This is a genomic window from Solwaraspora sp. WMMD792 (genome assembly GCF_029626105.1).
Lineage (GTDB): Bacteria > Actinomycetota > Actinomycetes > Mycobacteriales > Micromonosporaceae > Micromonospora_E.
This window is the reverse complement of record NZ_JARUBH010000009.1, coordinates 1409501-1424965: the sequence shown is the minus strand read 5'-3', so window position 1 is coordinate 1424965 and position 15465 is coordinate 1409501. Positions and strand designations below refer to the sequence as shown.

13 protein-coding genes are annotated in these 15465 nt (G+C 69.4%); 6 read left to right on the top strand and 7 right to left on the bottom strand.

Annotated elements, in window-relative coordinates; genetic code table 11:
- Nucleotides 1–115: 115 nt before the first annotated feature.
- On the bottom strand, nucleotides 116–613 hold the full coding sequence (locus O7629_RS08005; protein ID WP_278168399.1) for a cellulose binding domain-containing protein: 498 nt from the start codon (nucleotides 611–613) through the stop codon (nucleotides 116–118).
- 32 nt (nucleotides 614–645) lie between these two features.
- The gene (locus tag O7629_RS08000; protein WP_278168398.1) at nucleotides 646–1875 is read right to left on the bottom strand and encodes a transposase; all 1230 of its coding nucleotides are present in this window, start codon (nucleotides 1873–1875) and stop codon (nucleotides 646–648) included.
- 25 nt (nucleotides 1876–1900) lie between these two features.
- Here O7629_RS08000 and tnpA point away from each other — a divergent pair, with 25 nt between their 5' ends.
- Nucleotides 1901–2317: an IS200/IS605 family transposase gene (gene tnpA / locus O7629_RS07995; protein ID WP_278168397.1), complete on the top strand. Its 417-nt coding sequence runs from the start codon at nucleotides 1901–1903 to the stop codon at nucleotides 2315–2317.
- A 40-nt stretch (nucleotides 2318–2357) separates the two neighbouring features.
- Here the strand turns inward: tnpA and O7629_RS07990 are convergent, their stop codons facing one another.
- Nucleotides 2358–2588: a hypothetical protein gene (locus O7629_RS07990; RefSeq protein ID WP_278168396.1), complete on the bottom strand. Its 231-nt coding sequence runs from the start codon at nucleotides 2586–2588 to the stop codon at nucleotides 2358–2360.
- A 73-nt stretch (nucleotides 2589–2661) separates the two neighbouring features.
- Nucleotides 2662–4491, bottom strand: a complete 1830-nt coding sequence (locus O7629_RS07985; RefSeq protein ID WP_278168395.1) for a glycoside hydrolase family 6 protein — start codon at nucleotides 4489–4491, stop codon at nucleotides 2662–2664.
- 323 nt (nucleotides 4492–4814) lie between these two features.
- Between O7629_RS07985 and O7629_RS07980 the strand changes: the two genes are divergently transcribed.
- From O7629_RS07980 to O7629_RS07965, 4 genes are all read left to right on the top strand, one after another.
- A complete protein-coding gene (locus tag O7629_RS07980) occupies nucleotides 4815–5546 on the top strand; it encodes a hypothetical protein (RefSeq protein ID WP_278168394.1) in 732 nt (243 codons plus the stop codon).
- Between the two features lie 591 nt (nucleotides 5547–6137).
- Nucleotides 6138–7742 (top strand): glycoside hydrolase domain-containing protein, encoded by a 1605-nt coding sequence (locus tag O7629_RS07975; protein ID WP_278168393.1) that lies wholly within the window; start codon nucleotides 6138–6140, stop codon nucleotides 7740–7742.
- 38 nt (nucleotides 7743–7780) lie between these two features.
- Complete coding sequence (locus O7629_RS07970; RefSeq protein ID WP_278168392.1) at nucleotides 7781–8389, top strand: hypothetical protein; 609 nt, start codon at nucleotides 7781–7783, stop codon at nucleotides 8387–8389.
- A gap of 190 nt (nucleotides 8390–8579) precedes the next feature.
- Nucleotides 8580–9083: a hypothetical protein gene (locus O7629_RS07965; RefSeq protein ID WP_278168391.1), complete on the top strand. Its 504-nt coding sequence runs from the start codon at nucleotides 8580–8582 to the stop codon at nucleotides 9081–9083.
- Nucleotides 9084–9097: 14 nt separating this feature from the next.
- Here O7629_RS07965 and O7629_RS07960 read toward each other — a convergent pair whose 3' ends face one another.
- Nucleotides 9098–12244: an AfsR/SARP family transcriptional regulator gene (locus O7629_RS07960; protein WP_278168390.1), complete on the bottom strand. Its 3147-nt coding sequence runs from the start codon at nucleotides 12242–12244 to the stop codon at nucleotides 9098–9100.
- 138 nt (nucleotides 12245–12382) lie between these two features.
- Nucleotides 12383–13030 (bottom strand): DUF4360 domain-containing protein, encoded by a 648-nt coding sequence (locus O7629_RS07955; protein ID WP_278168389.1) that lies wholly within the window; start codon nucleotides 13028–13030, stop codon nucleotides 12383–12385.
- Nucleotides 13031–13511: 481 nt separating this feature from the next.
- Here O7629_RS07955 and O7629_RS07950 point away from each other — a divergent pair, with 481 nt between their 5' ends.
- Nucleotides 13512–14162, top strand: a complete 651-nt coding sequence (locus tag O7629_RS07950) for a DUF4360 domain-containing protein (RefSeq protein WP_278168388.1) — start codon at nucleotides 13512–13514, stop codon at nucleotides 14160–14162.
- A 16-nt stretch (nucleotides 14163–14178) separates the two neighbouring features.
- Here O7629_RS07950 and O7629_RS07945 read toward each other — a convergent pair whose 3' ends face one another.
- Nucleotides 14179–15456 (bottom strand): glycosyltransferase, encoded by a 1278-nt coding sequence (locus tag O7629_RS07945; protein WP_278168387.1) that lies wholly within the window; start codon nucleotides 15454–15456, stop codon nucleotides 14179–14181.
- Nucleotides 15457–15465 lie beyond the last annotated feature (9 nt).

Below are 15465 nucleotides of genomic sequence, written 5' to 3'. Positions count from 1 at the left end.
TCTGCTCGCGGACCGCCGTCGCTCTCCCGGTGTCCGTCCGACGGGTGGGCCGGAGCCGTGCCGGGTGAACCGGCGCACCACCTGTAGAGCATCCTAGGACGAGTTCACCATACGGTCAGGCGGTGCAGTCCGGGCTGATCGCCGCCGGGGCCCGACTGGTCGCCACCAACAGGCCGAAGGTGGTCGTCCCGTCCGGTTCGACCATGCCGTTGTACGAGACGTTCCGTACCTCGACGGCCGACCCGTCGCCGCCGGCCTGTCCACCCCAGATCGACAGGATCCGCTCGTCACCCGGCCACTGCCAGGACACCTGCCAGCTGTCGATCGACTCGGCGCCGATATTGCGAACGGTGACCGTGGCGATGAACCCACCGACCCAGCTGGCATCCACCACGCTGGACGCGACGCAGCCCGTCACCGGCAGGGTTCGGGCGGGTCCACCGAGCACGTAGGTGTCTCGCCGACCGTCGGCGTCGGTGAACCGGAACCAGTACTCGGTGTCCGGCGTCAGCCCGTCGATCGTGACGTCGCCGTTGGGTTCCGGCCCGGACACGTTCGCCGCCACCGGGTCGCGCCACTGCTGGGCGTCCGTCCGACTGGCGAACAGAGTCACCGTGACCGGCGGAAGTTGACATCCTCGCCGCCCTAAACGGCGGCGATTCCAGCCACGCCGCGCGTGACACGCGCGGTGTTCTGGTGGGTTACCGTTTCACCGCGCGGTGCCGGGACGGGTCCCGGTCCTACCCGCGCTCCACGGTCGTTGAAGTCCGCCTGCCCGGCGGCCTTGATGTTGATCGCGGCGTTGACGTCCCGGTCGTGGAGACTGCCACACGGACAGACCCACGACCGCACGTTCAACGCCATCCGCTCGTTGATCCGGCCGCAGTCCGAGCACATCCGGGTGGACGGGAGCCACCGGTCCACCCGGGCGAACGTGCGTCCGGACCTCGCCGCCTTGTACTCCAGCATGGCGACGAACGACGACCATCCGGCGTCGTGCACCGACTTCGCCAGCCGGGTCCGGCCGAGACCGACGACACACAGGTCCTCGACGTACACCGCTTGATTCTCGCGGATGATCGTCGTGGACAGCTTGTGCTGCCAGTCCCGCCGGGTGTCGGCCACCCGGGCGTGCGCCCTGGCGACCTTCACGACGGCCTTCCTACGGCGGTTGCTGCCCCGCTGTTTGCGCGACAGACCCTGTTGCAGCCGTTTGAGCCTGCGGGCCGCGCGGCGCAGGAACCTGGGCGCGGCCACCTTCGCGCCGTCCGACATGACCGCGAAGTGCGTCAGCCCCAGATCGATCCCCACCTCGGCGTCGGTCGGCGGCAACGGCTCGTCCGTGGCCGAGACGACGAACGAGGCGAAATACCTTCCGGCCGCGTCCCGGATGACCGTCACGGACGACGGGTCCGACGGCAGTATCCGGGACCAGCGGACCGTGAGGTCGCCGATCTTCGGCAGCCGCAGACGACCGTTGTCCAGGACCGTGAACCGGGAATTGCGGGTGAAGCGGATGGCCTGCCGGTTGTCCTTACGGGACCGGAACCTCGGCGGCGCCACCTTCGCACCCTTGCGTCTGCCGGTGATCGAGGCGAAGAAGGTGCGGTACGCGGTGTTCAGGTCCGCGAGTGCCTGCTGCAACACCACCGCCGACACCTCACCCAGCCACGCCCGCTCCGGAGTCGTCTTGGCCCGCGTGATGACCCGCCTGGACAGTTCGGCGTCCGACACGTACGGCAGGCCCTGCTCGTGGGCGGTCCGCCGGAGGCGCAGCCCGTCGTTGAACACCACCCGGGCGCATCCGAACGCCCGGGCCAGCGCGATCTGCTGGCCGGGTGTCGGGTAGACCCGGAACTGGTACCGGAGCTGCACGAACCACACGATATCATGTTGGTCTATGGCAGAACTCGAAGGTATCCGTACCGGCAGGCACCGTGTTTTCGCGATGCACGTTCACTTGGTTTTCGTGACGAAGTTCCGGCACACGGTGTTCGCCGACCGGCACCTGACCCGCATGGAGGCGATCATGCGGGACGTATGCACGGACTTCGAGGCCGAACTGGTCGAGTTCAACGGCGGCCACAACCACGTCCACCTGCTGGTCGACCACCCACCCAAAGTCGCCGTCGCCCGCCTGGTCAACTCACTCAAGGGCGTCCCGTCGCGCCGCCCGCGGCAGGAATTTCCCGACCTCGCACGCCACTACCACCGGGCCAACAAGCTCTGGTCGGGCTCGTACTTCGCCGGCTCCGTCGGCCGCGCGCCACCAAGCATCGTGACGCAGTACATCGAGCAGGAAAACCGGCCAGGTTAGAGCACTGCTCGGACCCTGGCGGCCCTCCCAGCGCGGGCCTTCACCCCCGGGCCTGGAGGCCGGAGCACTGGCCCGCATTCCGGTAGCTCACGGTCACACTGGTCTGGGTCACGCCGGCGACCAAGCCCGTCAGCGGCAGTGCGGGCGGGCACGCCGGGGTCGGCGTCGGGGTGGAAACGGTCGCAGGCCAGGGCTCGGCCTGCGCCGGGCCGGCCCAGCCCGCGACGGTCACGATCGAGGCGGCGAGCAGGGCACCGATCCGGTACAGCATCAAGGAACTCCTTCGCTCTGGCCGGGCGTCGGCCGCCGTCAGGACGACGGCGGCCGACACCCGGGTCGTCAGGTCACAGCGGCGGGTACGCGTTCGCCATCAGCTCCTGGAACTGAGCCGAGAACCAGTGCCCGGAAACCGGCGCGTTCGGCAGGGCACCACTCATGTTGTTGTTGTTCCGCGGGTTACCCGTGTACGTCGGATCACACATCCGGTCGAAACCCTTACCCTCGTCGTTCGGGATCTCCGAGCTCGAACCGTCCGACTCACCCGGCGGCTTGATCCACACGTACGCGTCGATACCCGAAGCGGGCGCCGCCGTCGGACGCTCACCCAGACCCGCACCCGACTGGTTGCACCAGTTCCCCTTCTGGAACCGCCGGTCGATCCGCGACTCGTCCACCCGGGTGTTCACATCACTGGCACTGCTCGGACCCGTCGGACGGTCCGGGCCACCCCAGCCGTTACGCGACGTGTCGATCAGCATGCCCACACCCGACGGGAACCCGGCCTGCACCAGCCGCTGCCGGAACGCCTGCGCGAACGACAACTCGTCGTTGTAGTTGTTCCAGTCGATCCACGTCGACGGACGCGTCGTCGAGTCCACCGTGATGTACGGCTCCCGCAACGCCGAGTAGTTCGCCGTGTTCGTGATGAACCCGTGCACGTCCGACGGCGACGCACCCGACGCGTTCGCCGCCTGCGCGATGATCTGCGCCGTCGGCCCGAAGTTGTCCTCCCAGCCGATCCAACCGTGGTGCCCGGCGTCGATGTAGTTGTACACGTTCGGCACATCCGCCAACTGCGAGATCGCGTAACCGACACCCGTGACGTAGTTGCCGTTCGCCAGCATCACGTCGCACTCAGGCGTCGCCGTCGCCCGCGAACCCACATTCGTCACCAGGTTCGGCAGCGAGTCGATCTCGATCACCGCCACGATCCGCAGGTTCCGGTACTCCGCCCGACCCACGATCTCCGCGATCGGATCGATGTAGTCGTCCCGGTACGCGTCGATCTCCGTCGGCCCCAGCTCACCGTTGGAGGCCAACGCCGCACAGTCCCGACCCGGCAGGTTGTAGATCACCACCTGGAACACCAACGGACGGCTACCGTTCGCCGCGTCCTGCGCCACCGCCTCGTCCAGATGGTCCGCCAGACCCATGTCACCCGTCGTCGGGCTGTTGTTGCCGTAGATCGCACTCGTCCGGTCCAGCCACACACCCGTCGGCTCGTCCGCGATCCGGCTACCACCCGGCTCAGCCGCCGCGTTCGCACTCCAAATCGGGTTCACGTACACGTCCGCACCCACGTACGGGTTGTCCACCCGCGGCCCACCCGTCGGCGGTGGCGTGGTGACCGGTGGGGGCGCTGTCGTGACCGGCGGAGGTGCTGTCGTGACCGGCGGAGGCGCCGTGGTGACCGGCGGCGGCACGGTGGTGACCGGCGGCGGAGTCGTCGGGCCGATGCCACCGTTGCACGCCACCCCGTTCAAGGTGAACGCGGTAGGGCTGGAGTAGCTGCCGGTCCACCGCCCGTTGAAGCCGATCGAGGTGGACGCCCCGGTGCCCAGGTTGCCGTTCCACGAGGCGTTGGTCGCGGTGATCGCGCCGGAGCTGCCGCTCCAGTTCGCCGACCAGCCCTGGGTCAGGGTCTGACCGGACGGCAGGGTGAAGCGCAGGCTCCAGCCGTTGACCGGATCCTGCCGATTGTTGATGGTGATGTTGGCGGTGAATCCGCCGGAGCCGGAGCCTTCGTTCCAGGTGTTCGCCTGATAGGTGACGTTGCAGACCACCGCGGCGTGTGCGGCGGTGGTGGGGACGATCAGGGCTGCGGCGACCAGTGCGGTAGCGCCGCCGACGGCCAGCAGATTACGGCGTACGGTGCGTCTCGGGACGGATGGCATTGCGTTCTCCTACAGATCCGCAGGGCTGCCACCACGGGCCGGAGTGTCGGTCTGAACCGGCTTGCGACCGGATCTGCCTCGGACGGTGCGGCCGCACGGTCGAGGACGGTCGACGTGGTGGGCTGGGGAGAGGAGTGCCCGGCGCCGGATGGTGGTCACCCCCGGCGGTCCCCTCGGTCTGAAACGAGCCGCTCGCGTTGGCTCCCGGTGCGGCTGAGGCGAATTCTGGCACGCAACAATGATCGATACAATGACCGGTTCAGCCGGCCCGGACGGAGTTAATCCGTTCGGCCGGGTTGACGTCGTCTGCGAGCATGATCGCCGTGACCAAGCTGAACCAGATCATCGCGGTGGAGAAGGGCGTCAAGAGCAAGTCCTTCGCGGAGTTGACCGAGGCGCACCACGCGGTGCAGAAGCAGCCGCTGCTGTCCGGAATCTCCCGCACCTACCAGCCGAAGGACGAGGAGGGTGAGCAGTTCCCGCCCGAGTCGACCCGGGTCCAGGTGCACGCCGAGCAGGTGCTGCGGGACGTGGCGAAGACGCTGACCCGGCTGTTCGACGTGACCGCGACCAAGGACTGGGCGAACACCCGGGCCACCGCCGATGTCGTGGTCGACGGCCGGACCCTGGTCACCGCCGCACCGGTGTCGTACCTGCTGTTCCTGGAGAAGCAGCTGGTCGACCTGCACACCTTCGTCAAGAAGCTGCCGGTGCTGGACGCGGCCGAGTCGTGGAGCCGCGACGAGTCGACCGACTCCTGGCGTACCGATCCGGTGCGTACGGTCAAGACGAAGAAGGTGCCCCGCAACCATGTCAAGGCCGAGGCGACTGACAAACACCCGGCGCAGGTCGAGGTCTACTACGAGGACGTACCGGTCGGCTACTGGACGACGGTGAAGTTCTCCGGTGCGCTGCCGGCCCGGCGGGTCAACGAGTTGCTGGACCGGATCGCGGCGCTGCAGACCGCGGTCAAGTTCGCCCGCGAGGAGGCCAACGGCGCCGAGGTCACCGACCAGCGCATCGGCGACGCGGTCTTTGGCTACCTGTTCGGGTAGTCGCAAGCCACCTGCCGGTGGATACGATCACAGTCTCCCCGGACTGAGCCCCGGGGTGGCCGTCAGCCGGGTTCGCACCGGCTGACGGTGGAGGAGCACCAAGCTGAAGCTGACGACGAATCTGACGAAGCGGTCCCAGTGCGGGTTCGAGTCCCGCCCCCGGTACCAGCCACACCGGGGTGGCCCAACTGGTAGAGGCAGCCGCCACACACTCAGGCTCTCGCTCCACGCTCAGCATTCGCCGCCGGTTGTCAGGTCGAGGAGGGACGGACAGGGACAGCTGGATGCTGGTTCGATTCCAGCTCGCGCCTCCACCGCGGCGCGGTAGTTTAAGGGCAAAACCCGGCGTCATAAAGAGTGATCTGTCCCTTTTAAACGTACTGGCGACAGCAAATGGGCGGCAGCCCAGAGGCCCGGAGACAGGACAGCTCTCCGGGCCTCGCCATGTCCGGACGGGACCCGCTGGGCACACCATCGACCAGGTCAAGACCGACCCCGGCCAGGATGTTGATCGACGACAGACAACTTACAACCCGGTCTGATGGGCCGTATCGTCCACATCATCGGACGACAGCACGGGGGATGTCTGAAATGATCGATTCCGGCCTGCCACGGACCAGCCTGGCGGACAGCCACGTACTCGCGGCCCAGCAGTGGGTCAACGCCACCTACGCCGGCGCGCCGGGATACCTCAGCTGCCCGGAAGACGGGCGCACCGGCTGGCCGACCGTACTCTCGCTGACCCAGGGGCTGCAGTACGAGCTCGGCATCTCGCCGACGGTGCAGAACTTCGGGCCTGGCACCCTCGCCGCGGTCCGCACGCGTAACCGGCTGCCAGCCGAGGAGACCAACACCAACCTGGTCCGCATCTACAACGCCGCGCTGTGGTGCAAGGGCTACTGGGCCGCCACCGATCAAGGAGTCTGGACCGCCGGCTCGGAGGACTCGTTCAGTCAGCTCTACGTCGACGCCGGGCTGTCGTACGCCGGCCTGTCGGCCCGGCGGGCGATGTGGCCGCACGTCGCGCGGGCGATGCTGCGGATGGACCAGTTCCGCCTGGTGCCGCAGGGTGACAGCACCGTCCGGGGCATCCAGCAGCGGTTGAACTCGCGCTACGTGGCCGGCGTCGGCATCCCGGCGATGAGCCTGGTGCCCTGCGACGGGTTCTACTCCCGGGACGTGCAGCAAGGGCTGATGATGGCCATCCAGTACGAGGTCGGCATCCCGCTGGGCTCGATCAACGGCAACTTCGGGCCGGGCACCCAGGCCGGGCTGCGTGGGGTCGGCTCCGGCCGGCTCACCGGCGATCTGCGGCACCTGTTCCGGTCGGCGTGCTACGTCAACTCGCCGACCTTACTGCCGGGCGATCCACAGCTGCCGCTGGCGTACCACCCGCAGGACATCGACACCGATGTGGAGACCGCCACCCACCTGGCGTGGCTGCGCGCCTTCCAGCGTTTCTCGCAGATCCCCGAGAGCGGCACCAACGACTACACCACCTGGGCCCAGCTGCTCGTCTCCTGCGGCGACACCGGCCGGCCCGCCACCGGCTGCGACTGCATCACCGAGATCACCGCGGCCCGTGGCGCGCAGCTCGTCGCGGCCGGCTACCGGATCGTCGGGCGCTACCTCGACGAGCATCTGCCGCCGTCGGACCCGTACTTTCTGGACAAGGCGCTCAAGCCCGGTGAACCGGAGACCATCCTGGACGCCGGGCTGCGATTCTTCCCGATCTTCCAGTACAACGGCACTCAGCTGGGCAACTTCACCTACCCGAAGGGGTACGACCAGGGGCGGATCGCCCATCAAAAGGCCGTAGCGCACCGGATTCCCGCCGGTACCTGCATCTACTTCGCGGTCGACTTCGACGCTCTGGACGTCGACATCGACAGCGGAGTCAAGCCGTACTTCCAAGGGGTGAAGGCGGCGCTCGCCGAGTTGGGCGACCACTACCAGTTCGGAGTCTACGGCTCGCGCAACGTCTGCAGCCGCGTCTCGCAGGAGGTCGGCGCCCGGTGGTCGCTGGTTTCCGGGATGTCCTGGGGCTACTCCGGCAACCTCGGCTTCCCGCTGCCGGCGAACTGGGCGTTCAACCAGATCCGGGAGTACGAGTTCACGCCTGGCTGGGGACTGGAGCACGACGTATGGCGGGACGGAGCCGATCCGGGGGTCGCCGCGCTCGTTTCCGGCCAGTGAGTCGCGCTCGTTTCCGGCCAGTGAGTGAGGAGCCCGAGATGATCAGCAGACGTGTCCTGCTCGGCGGCGCCGTCGGCACCGGCGTGCTCGCCCTGACGCCCACTGGCGCCGCCCACGCGACCGGGGTTGCCGAGGCGCGGAACGAAATCCACGAGGTATCCGCAAACGGCTGGCGGATCGATCCGGCCGCCATCGCTGTCCACCGGATCGAGGGTTCCACCGCCTCGGTAGCGCTGCGCCGAGGTCCCGCCGCCGGGGTGCTGCTGCACGTCGCCCGCCGCTGGCACTACGAGATCGGCCCGGTCGACACCGGCGAAGGCGGCGGCGTCGCCGGCTACGCTGCCGACCGCGTGGTGCGCACCGCCGTCGAATCCAACTACCTCTCCGGCACCGCGATCGCCCTGCACCCGACCGCCTACCCGCTGGGCGGTAGCGAGTCGCTGTGGCCGCACCAGGAGGCGGTCGTACGGGACATACTCGCCGACTGCGAAGGCACCGTGGTCTGGGGTGGTGACCTGTCGCCGGCGACGGCCTCGCACTTCCACGTCGCGACCCGGCCCGGTGACCGGGCCCTGGCCCGGGTCGCCGTCAGGTTGGGACCTGGCGTCCACGTTGCGCGCCGGACACCGACGGTCGTCACCGGGTAGACGAGAGTCCCGGCACCGACGTAGGCGTGAGTCCGGGTGGCGACGCGGCCGATCCTCCGGGCCCGCCATCGACCGTTCCCCCTCCGAACATTGACGCCGGACGCGATGTGGTGGCGATGTGGTGGCGATGTGGCCGGACCGCGAAGGGTCGTCGGTGAGGCGGGACGGACCCGCCACAACGGGAGGACCAGTGATTCGCGCGCTACCCCGCACCGGCCGCCAGTTGCTCGCCACGGCAGGAGCCCTCGTCCTGGCGGTGACCACGGTGGTGACCCTGTCCGCCGCGCCGGCCTCGGCCCACTCACAGGCTGAGGTAATCCAGGCCGCCTGCGGCTCCGGATACAACATCGTCAGCGACGGGACGCGGACCATCCGGACCCCGTCCGGGACGGTCTACGGCTACGTGTACCTGACCTACAACGCCAGCAACGGCAACAACTGCGTGGTGACCCGCAAGACGGCCTACCACGGCACGCCGACCCGGACCCGGGTGCAGATCGGGGTACAGCAGTCGAACGGCACCGTTGTCTACTACGACGACGCGGGCGACTACTCGCACTACGCCAACCGGACCGTGTACGCGGCCGACCGATGCGTCAACTACTTCGGCTGGATCTGGAACGTGCCGACCGCTTCCACCGCCGCCGGCACGCTCGCCTCCGGCGGCCGCACCCAGCTGGGTAACTGCGGCTGACCAACGGGCGATGGTCACGGCCGGGACGGATCAACGGGGGTTCCGTCCCGGCCGTTCGCCGGGTCGCCGCCCGGTGCCGGGTGGCTGCCGGTCAGCTGACGGAGCAGGTTGAGCCGCTCGTCGAGGAAGGGGTCGGCGGCGACGAGCTGGCCGGCCTGCGCTCGCGCCCAGCCGGCTGCGCCCCGGTCGCCGAGCCGCTCGTACAGCTCGGCGAGCAGCCGCAGGGTCAGCGCCGCGCGCCCGTCGTTGCCGAGCCGCCGCAGGGCCAAGCCGCACCGACGTACCTCCGCCGCCGCCTGCCGGTCCATGCCCCGCCGGCACAGACGCAACGCGAGGTTCCGCTCCATGCTGAGGATGAGTGTCTGGTCCCCGATCTGCACCCCGAGGTCGAGCGCGGCGACGAACTGGACCACCGCGTCGTCGACCCGGGCCAGCCCGAGCAGCAGGTAGCCGAGTTGGCTGTGCGCGTACGCCCGGACCACCCGCTCTCCGATGCTGGCCAGCAGGTCGACACAGCGTTGGGAGTCTCGCGCGCCGGCGGCGTAGCGGCCCGCGACGGTCAGGATCCCGGCCCTCGCGTTGAGCAGCATCGCGAGGGCCATCGGATCGTCCAGCGACTCGGTAATCGGCACCGCCTGGTCCATCACGGCGAGCGCGGCATCGGAACGGTCCGGACGGTTGAGCGCCAGCGCGGTCACCCGCAGCGCCTCGGCCTCGCCGGCCCGCTGGCCGATCCTGCGGAACACGGCCACAGCGAGGCGTCCGTACCGGACGGCGAGGTCGTCACCGGCCCGTCCCTCGGCCAGGTAGAAACTGAGCGCACTCAGCGCGTGCCCGACCAGGTCGCTCATGGACAGCTCCGATGCCTGTGCCCGCGCGGCGCGGAAGCCGGTGACCGCCGCCGTCAGCTCGCCCCGCAAGCTGGCTACCCGGGCGTTCATGAAGACGGACCAGGCCAGGTACCTCCGATGCCCGTGCCGGACGGCGGCAGCGCGTACCGTGCGGTGCACGGCGGCCAGCTCGTCCAGATGCCCCTCCATCCACAGGTGGGAGTTGAGCGCGGCAGCCAGCACGACGGACTGGTCCAGCCAGCCTCGTACGGCGGCGTACCGGCAGGCCGCTACCAGGTTGCGCTGCTCGGCCCGCAACCAGGCGCGGGGTTCGCGGCGGATCTGCCGGACCAGTTCACCGCCCAGCGGTCCGGCCGGCCGGTCGCCCGGCCACGTCTGCGCCGGGTCGCCCGGCGGCGAGGGGTCGAACGACGGGCGCGGCAACCGCGCGGTGGCCAGTTGGGCGGCACAGCAGGCCGCAGTGATCAACCGGTACAGCGCCTCGTCGAGACTCCCGGCCGGTTCCTCTGTGTCCGCGCGCTCCCGTGCGTAGGCGCGCAGCAGGTCGTGCAGCCGGTAGCGGGGCTCGGGATGGGCGGTGTCGACCTCCACCAGGTTGGCGCCGATCAACTGATCGACGGCGGCCTCGGCTGCTGCGGGGCCGGTACCGGTGCCGCAGAGTAGGACGAGCGCTCGGGCCGGAACGTCCCGCGCGCCGAGCACGGCGATCCGGCGCAGAATCTGCCGGGCCGGCGGGGCCAGGCCGACGTAGCTGAGGTGCAGACTGCCGCGGACCGCTTGGTCGGTGGTGGCCAGTTCGTCGAGTCGGCGACGCCGATCGGCGAGCCGATCGGCGAAAGTCGACAGGGCGAGGTCCGGCCGGGCCGCCAGCCGGGCCCCGGCGATCCGGAGCGCCAGCGGCAGGTTCGTGCAGTAGTCCCGGACCCGTTCCGCCGCTGCCGGCTCAGCGGCGACCCGGTCCGGTCCGACGATGCGGGAGAGCATGACCAGCCCGTCGTCGTCGGCCAACGGTTGCAGCACCAGCAGGCCGGCCCCGGGCAGGTCGCTGAGTCGCCACCGGCTGGTGACCAGGACCGCGCAGCCGGGGGTGCCGGGCAGTAGCGGCAGCACCTGACCGGCGGAGGCCGCGTCGTCCAGTACGACCAGTAGGCGGCGGTCGGCGACCGAGGACCGCCAGGCGGCCGACTTGGCGTCGAGCCGGTCGGGCACCGATCGTACGCTGGCTCCGAGACCCTCGATCAGGTCTCGCAGGACGTCGGCCGAGGCACGGCTGCGCTCGGTCGCACCGGACAACCGAACGAACAGGACGCCGTCCGGGTAGGCCCGACGTACCGCGTGTGCGGCGTGCACAGCCACCGCTGTCTTTCCCACGCCTGGCGGTCCGGAGACGACCACCACCGGGGGCGCGGTTCGCGCCGCAGGCGTCAGCCGGGCGAGCAGATCAGTGACCACCTTGCCACGTCCGGTGAAGTCAGCGACCGCCGGCGGCAGCTGGCACACCGGTGGCACGGCGGGGGACGCCGGCACGGCGGCCCCGCCGGCTACCGGCACGGCCGTCGGCGTCGCATCCGCAGCCATCGGCAGTTCACCCCGCAGCGCCGCGCGATGCACGGCGGCCAGCCGGGGGCCGGGCTCGGTGCCGAGTTCGTCCCGCAGGACGTCACGCGCCCGCTGGTACGTGTCGAGTGCCTCGGCGACGCGCCCGTCGGCGGCCAGCGCCCGCATGAGCAGGGCCCAGAACGGTTCGCGCAGCGGGTGCTGGCGAACCAGCGCCTCGGCCCGCGCGACCGCCGGCTGGTGCCGGCCGATGGCCAGTTCGGCGGTGAGCAGCCCTTCCTCGGCGGCAAGCCGTAGCTCGTCCAGCCGGGCCAGGTCGGCCGTGAAGCTACCCGCACGAACCCCAGCGAGCGGGGGTCCGGCGAACCTGTCAAGTGCGTGTCGGAACGACATCGCTGCCAGCCGTACGTCGCCGTTCGAGGCGGCATCGCGGGCCGCGTCGATCTCGTGCGCGAACAGGTGCACGTCGATCTGGTCCGGATCGGCGTCGATCCGGTATCCGTCGACCTGCCAGCGGATCGGGGTGTGCGGCAGCAGCCGGCGTAGCCGGGACACGTGGGTCTGCAGATTCGCCAGGTACGACTTGGGCGGATCGCCTTCCCACAGCAGCTCCGCGAGCTCGCCGACCGGCACCCGTCGGCCGGCCCGCAGCAGCAGTCCGACCAGCAACCGGGTGGGCCGCCCCGGCGGCACCGTCACCACTCGGCGGGCATGATCGCGCACGGTCAGCGCACCAAGAACTTCGAACTCCACCGATGCTCCCCGGGTTCGAGGCTATCCGGCAGAAGATGAAGTTCGTGTCAGGACAGTTACAGACTGGCGATCGGGTCCCGATCGAGGGTGGCCGGTCGCGCCGGCCACCCTCTGTCATCGGGTACGGGGTCAGTCAGTTCACGGGCAGGGCTGCCAGGCCAGGTGGTACATCGTCTCGATGCTGCCGTCCGTCGAGTCCATGGTCAGGAAGCTAACGTCCGTCGACGATCCCTTGCTCAGGCGCAACTCGGTGTTGATGTTGAGGTTGCGGATCTCGCCACACGGATGCCAGACCACGGAGGCGATCGGCACCTCGTCGCTCACCATCCAGTTGTCGTCCAGCGGAGCCGGAATCGGATGGCTGCTGAAGGTGCCCTGAGTCATTCCCTGGAAGTAGTAGTTGGCCCGCTGCGTGGCGATGGCGCCCGGGCTGAGCAGCCCGTAGCCGCGGTAGTCCACCTTCACGATCGCGAAGGTGTAGCCCGCCGGCGCGTGCACCAGCACGTTGAGCTGACAGTTACGGCGACCGTCGGTGACCGAGATACCCGGACCCGCCTGTACCAGGTAGTCGCTGTAGATGGTGGTGAAGGCGGTGTTGTCCGGCGAGACGGCGACGTCGGCGGTACCTGGCCGACAACCGGAACCCGCCATCGCGACCAGATCGATCACAACCTGGTCATCCGGTGGGTCATCCAGGATCCCCTTGGCGGACGCGGGTGCGCCCGAGATCAACGATGAGGCGAGCAACGCAAGCACCACGCCGCCACGCGTCAGCAGTTTGCGCATGAAACCTCCTCCGATGTGTGATGCGACGATGCGTGCGCAACAATCTACGTACAGACATTGATGGTTGTCAACGTAAATTTAATTGCCACAGGGGTTTTTCTAAATTGATCGCACGCGATCTCGCCGCCGACCCTTCCAGCCCAGCCGGTAGATCAGACGGCGCCAGCACCAACCGTGTAAATCGCCCATAACATGACAAGAGGTTGACCCAATTGCCTCCAATGACCAGCTAGTTGATCCCGCCGAAACGGGCACACGACATACGACCTGGGCAGAATCAATATCAACATATCGATCCTGGCAGATACTTGCATGCATCGATGCTCGTCGCTATCATCCTTTCGCAGGACGCCCCGCCGAAACACTCTGGACCCAATCCCCCATGATCCAAAGGGCCCAGCAGACAAAGATCCACGGCGCGGTTGTTCCGCAAAGTCGTGTGTGCCCCAGCCGTCATAACCTGAGCCCTGAGGGGAACGGAATGAAAAGAAGCCTCACCGGCACGAGACACGGAATGTTCGCCGCACTCGGCACGGTTCTCGCGCTGACCCTGACCGCTCCGGCCCATGCCTCCCCGGCGACGCCGAGCGCCGTGCCGGACAGCGACATCACCGTGGAGGTGGTGGCCGCCAGTGGTTCAGGCTGCGCGCCCGGCACGGCCAGGGTCGTTGCCAACCCCGACAACACCGGCTTCCGGATCCGCTACTACGACTTCCTCGCCACCGTCGGTGACGGGGCCGACCCGACGGACAGCCGGAAGAACTGCCAACTCGGTGTGCTCGTCAAGGTGCCGGCGGGCTGGACCTTCGCGGTCGCCACCGCGGACTACCGGGGTCGGGCCCGGATTCCCAGTGGAGCGACCGGCCGGCAGCGGACGAACTACTACTGGCAGGGTTCGTCCGACAACAGCCGTACCGACGCCACGTTCGGCGGACCGTACAACGGCTTCTGGGCCACTGCGGACCACGCACCAGTGCTGGTGTACGTCCCCTGTGGGCAGCAGCGGGTGCTGAACATCAACACCGAACTGCGAGTGGACGCCGGCACCTCCAGCGGCCAGGCCAGCATGTCGATGACCACGACCGAAGGCAACGTCGACACCCTGTTCAACCTGGACTGGGTCAGGTGCTGACCACCTGATCCACCAGTCAGCGCCGGGCGCGGGCAGCTCGATGCCCACGCCCGGCGCTGTCGTACGCGGAACCGGACTCGGACCCGGAGCGAGCAGCACGGGCAATCCGGTCAGCGCCAGCGAACTGGTCAGCGCCAGCAGACTGGTCAGCGCCAGCGTCGACCCGGTGGGCACGGAGAAAGCCGTCGACCGCCGCCGACCAGGGAAAGCCCTCCGCCCGGCGGCGGGCCGCCGCGCGTCGCGCCGCCACCGGTCGGCCGGCCAGTTCGCAGATCGCGTCCGCGTACTCCTGCCCGCCGCCGGCCACCGCCAGCCCAGCGTCTCCGATCACCTCCGGCAGCGCGCTCTCCGCGGCGACCACCACCGGGGTGCCGCTGGCCAGGGCTTCCAGGGCGGCCAGTCCAAAGGTCTCCACCGGCCCGGGTGCGATCACCACGTCGGCGCCGGCCAGCAGCCGGGCGACCTCGTCGCGGTCGCCGACGTAGTTGGCGAAGTGCACGGTCAGCCCGGCCTCGACGGCGTGTGCGCGCAGACCCGCCTGACGAGGGCCGGTGCCGACGATCACCCCGACGGCGGGTACGCCGCGGTCGCGCAGCGCGGCCAGCGCCGCGAGGACCCGCTCGGGGCACTTCTCGGCGGACAGCCGGGCGCAGTGCAGCACCAGCAGTTCACCGTTGGGCGCGTACTGCTCGCGGACCGCCTCGTCGTGCCGGCGGGGGTGGAACTGGTCGAGATCCACGCCGAGCGGCACCCGGGCCAGGTTGTCCGCCCCGATCCGGGTGAACTCACGCGCGGCCCACTCGGTGGTGCACACCACCCGGTCGTATCCGGCGGCGGTCGCCGCGTTGAGCCGGTCGGCGATCCGCTCGGTGATCCGGTCGGTCAGCTTCGCCGGGCCGGCGGATCGGACGCCGAACGGCAACCGCAACAGGCCGTCGAGCGTCTCGTGGGAGACCATCAACGCGGGTACGCCGTGCCGCCGCGCCCACTGTCCGGTCCACCGCAGCGTGGTGCGGTCGGAGACCTCCAGCCGGTCCGGGGCGAGCTCGGCGAGTAGGCGGCGTACCCGGGAACGGCCAAGCAGCACCCGGTAGCCGCCGGTGCCGGGCACCGCCGGCCCGGCGACGGTGATCACCCGCCCCTGTGCGGTGTCCTCCTCCGCGTCGGCCGCCCCCGGCACCACCAGCACCGGCTCGTGGCCGGCGGCAAGGTAGCCGGTGCCGAGTTCCCGCAGCGCGGTCCGTAACCCACCGGAGCTGCCGGTGATGAAATTCGCCAGCCGAACGATCCTCATGATGCCGTC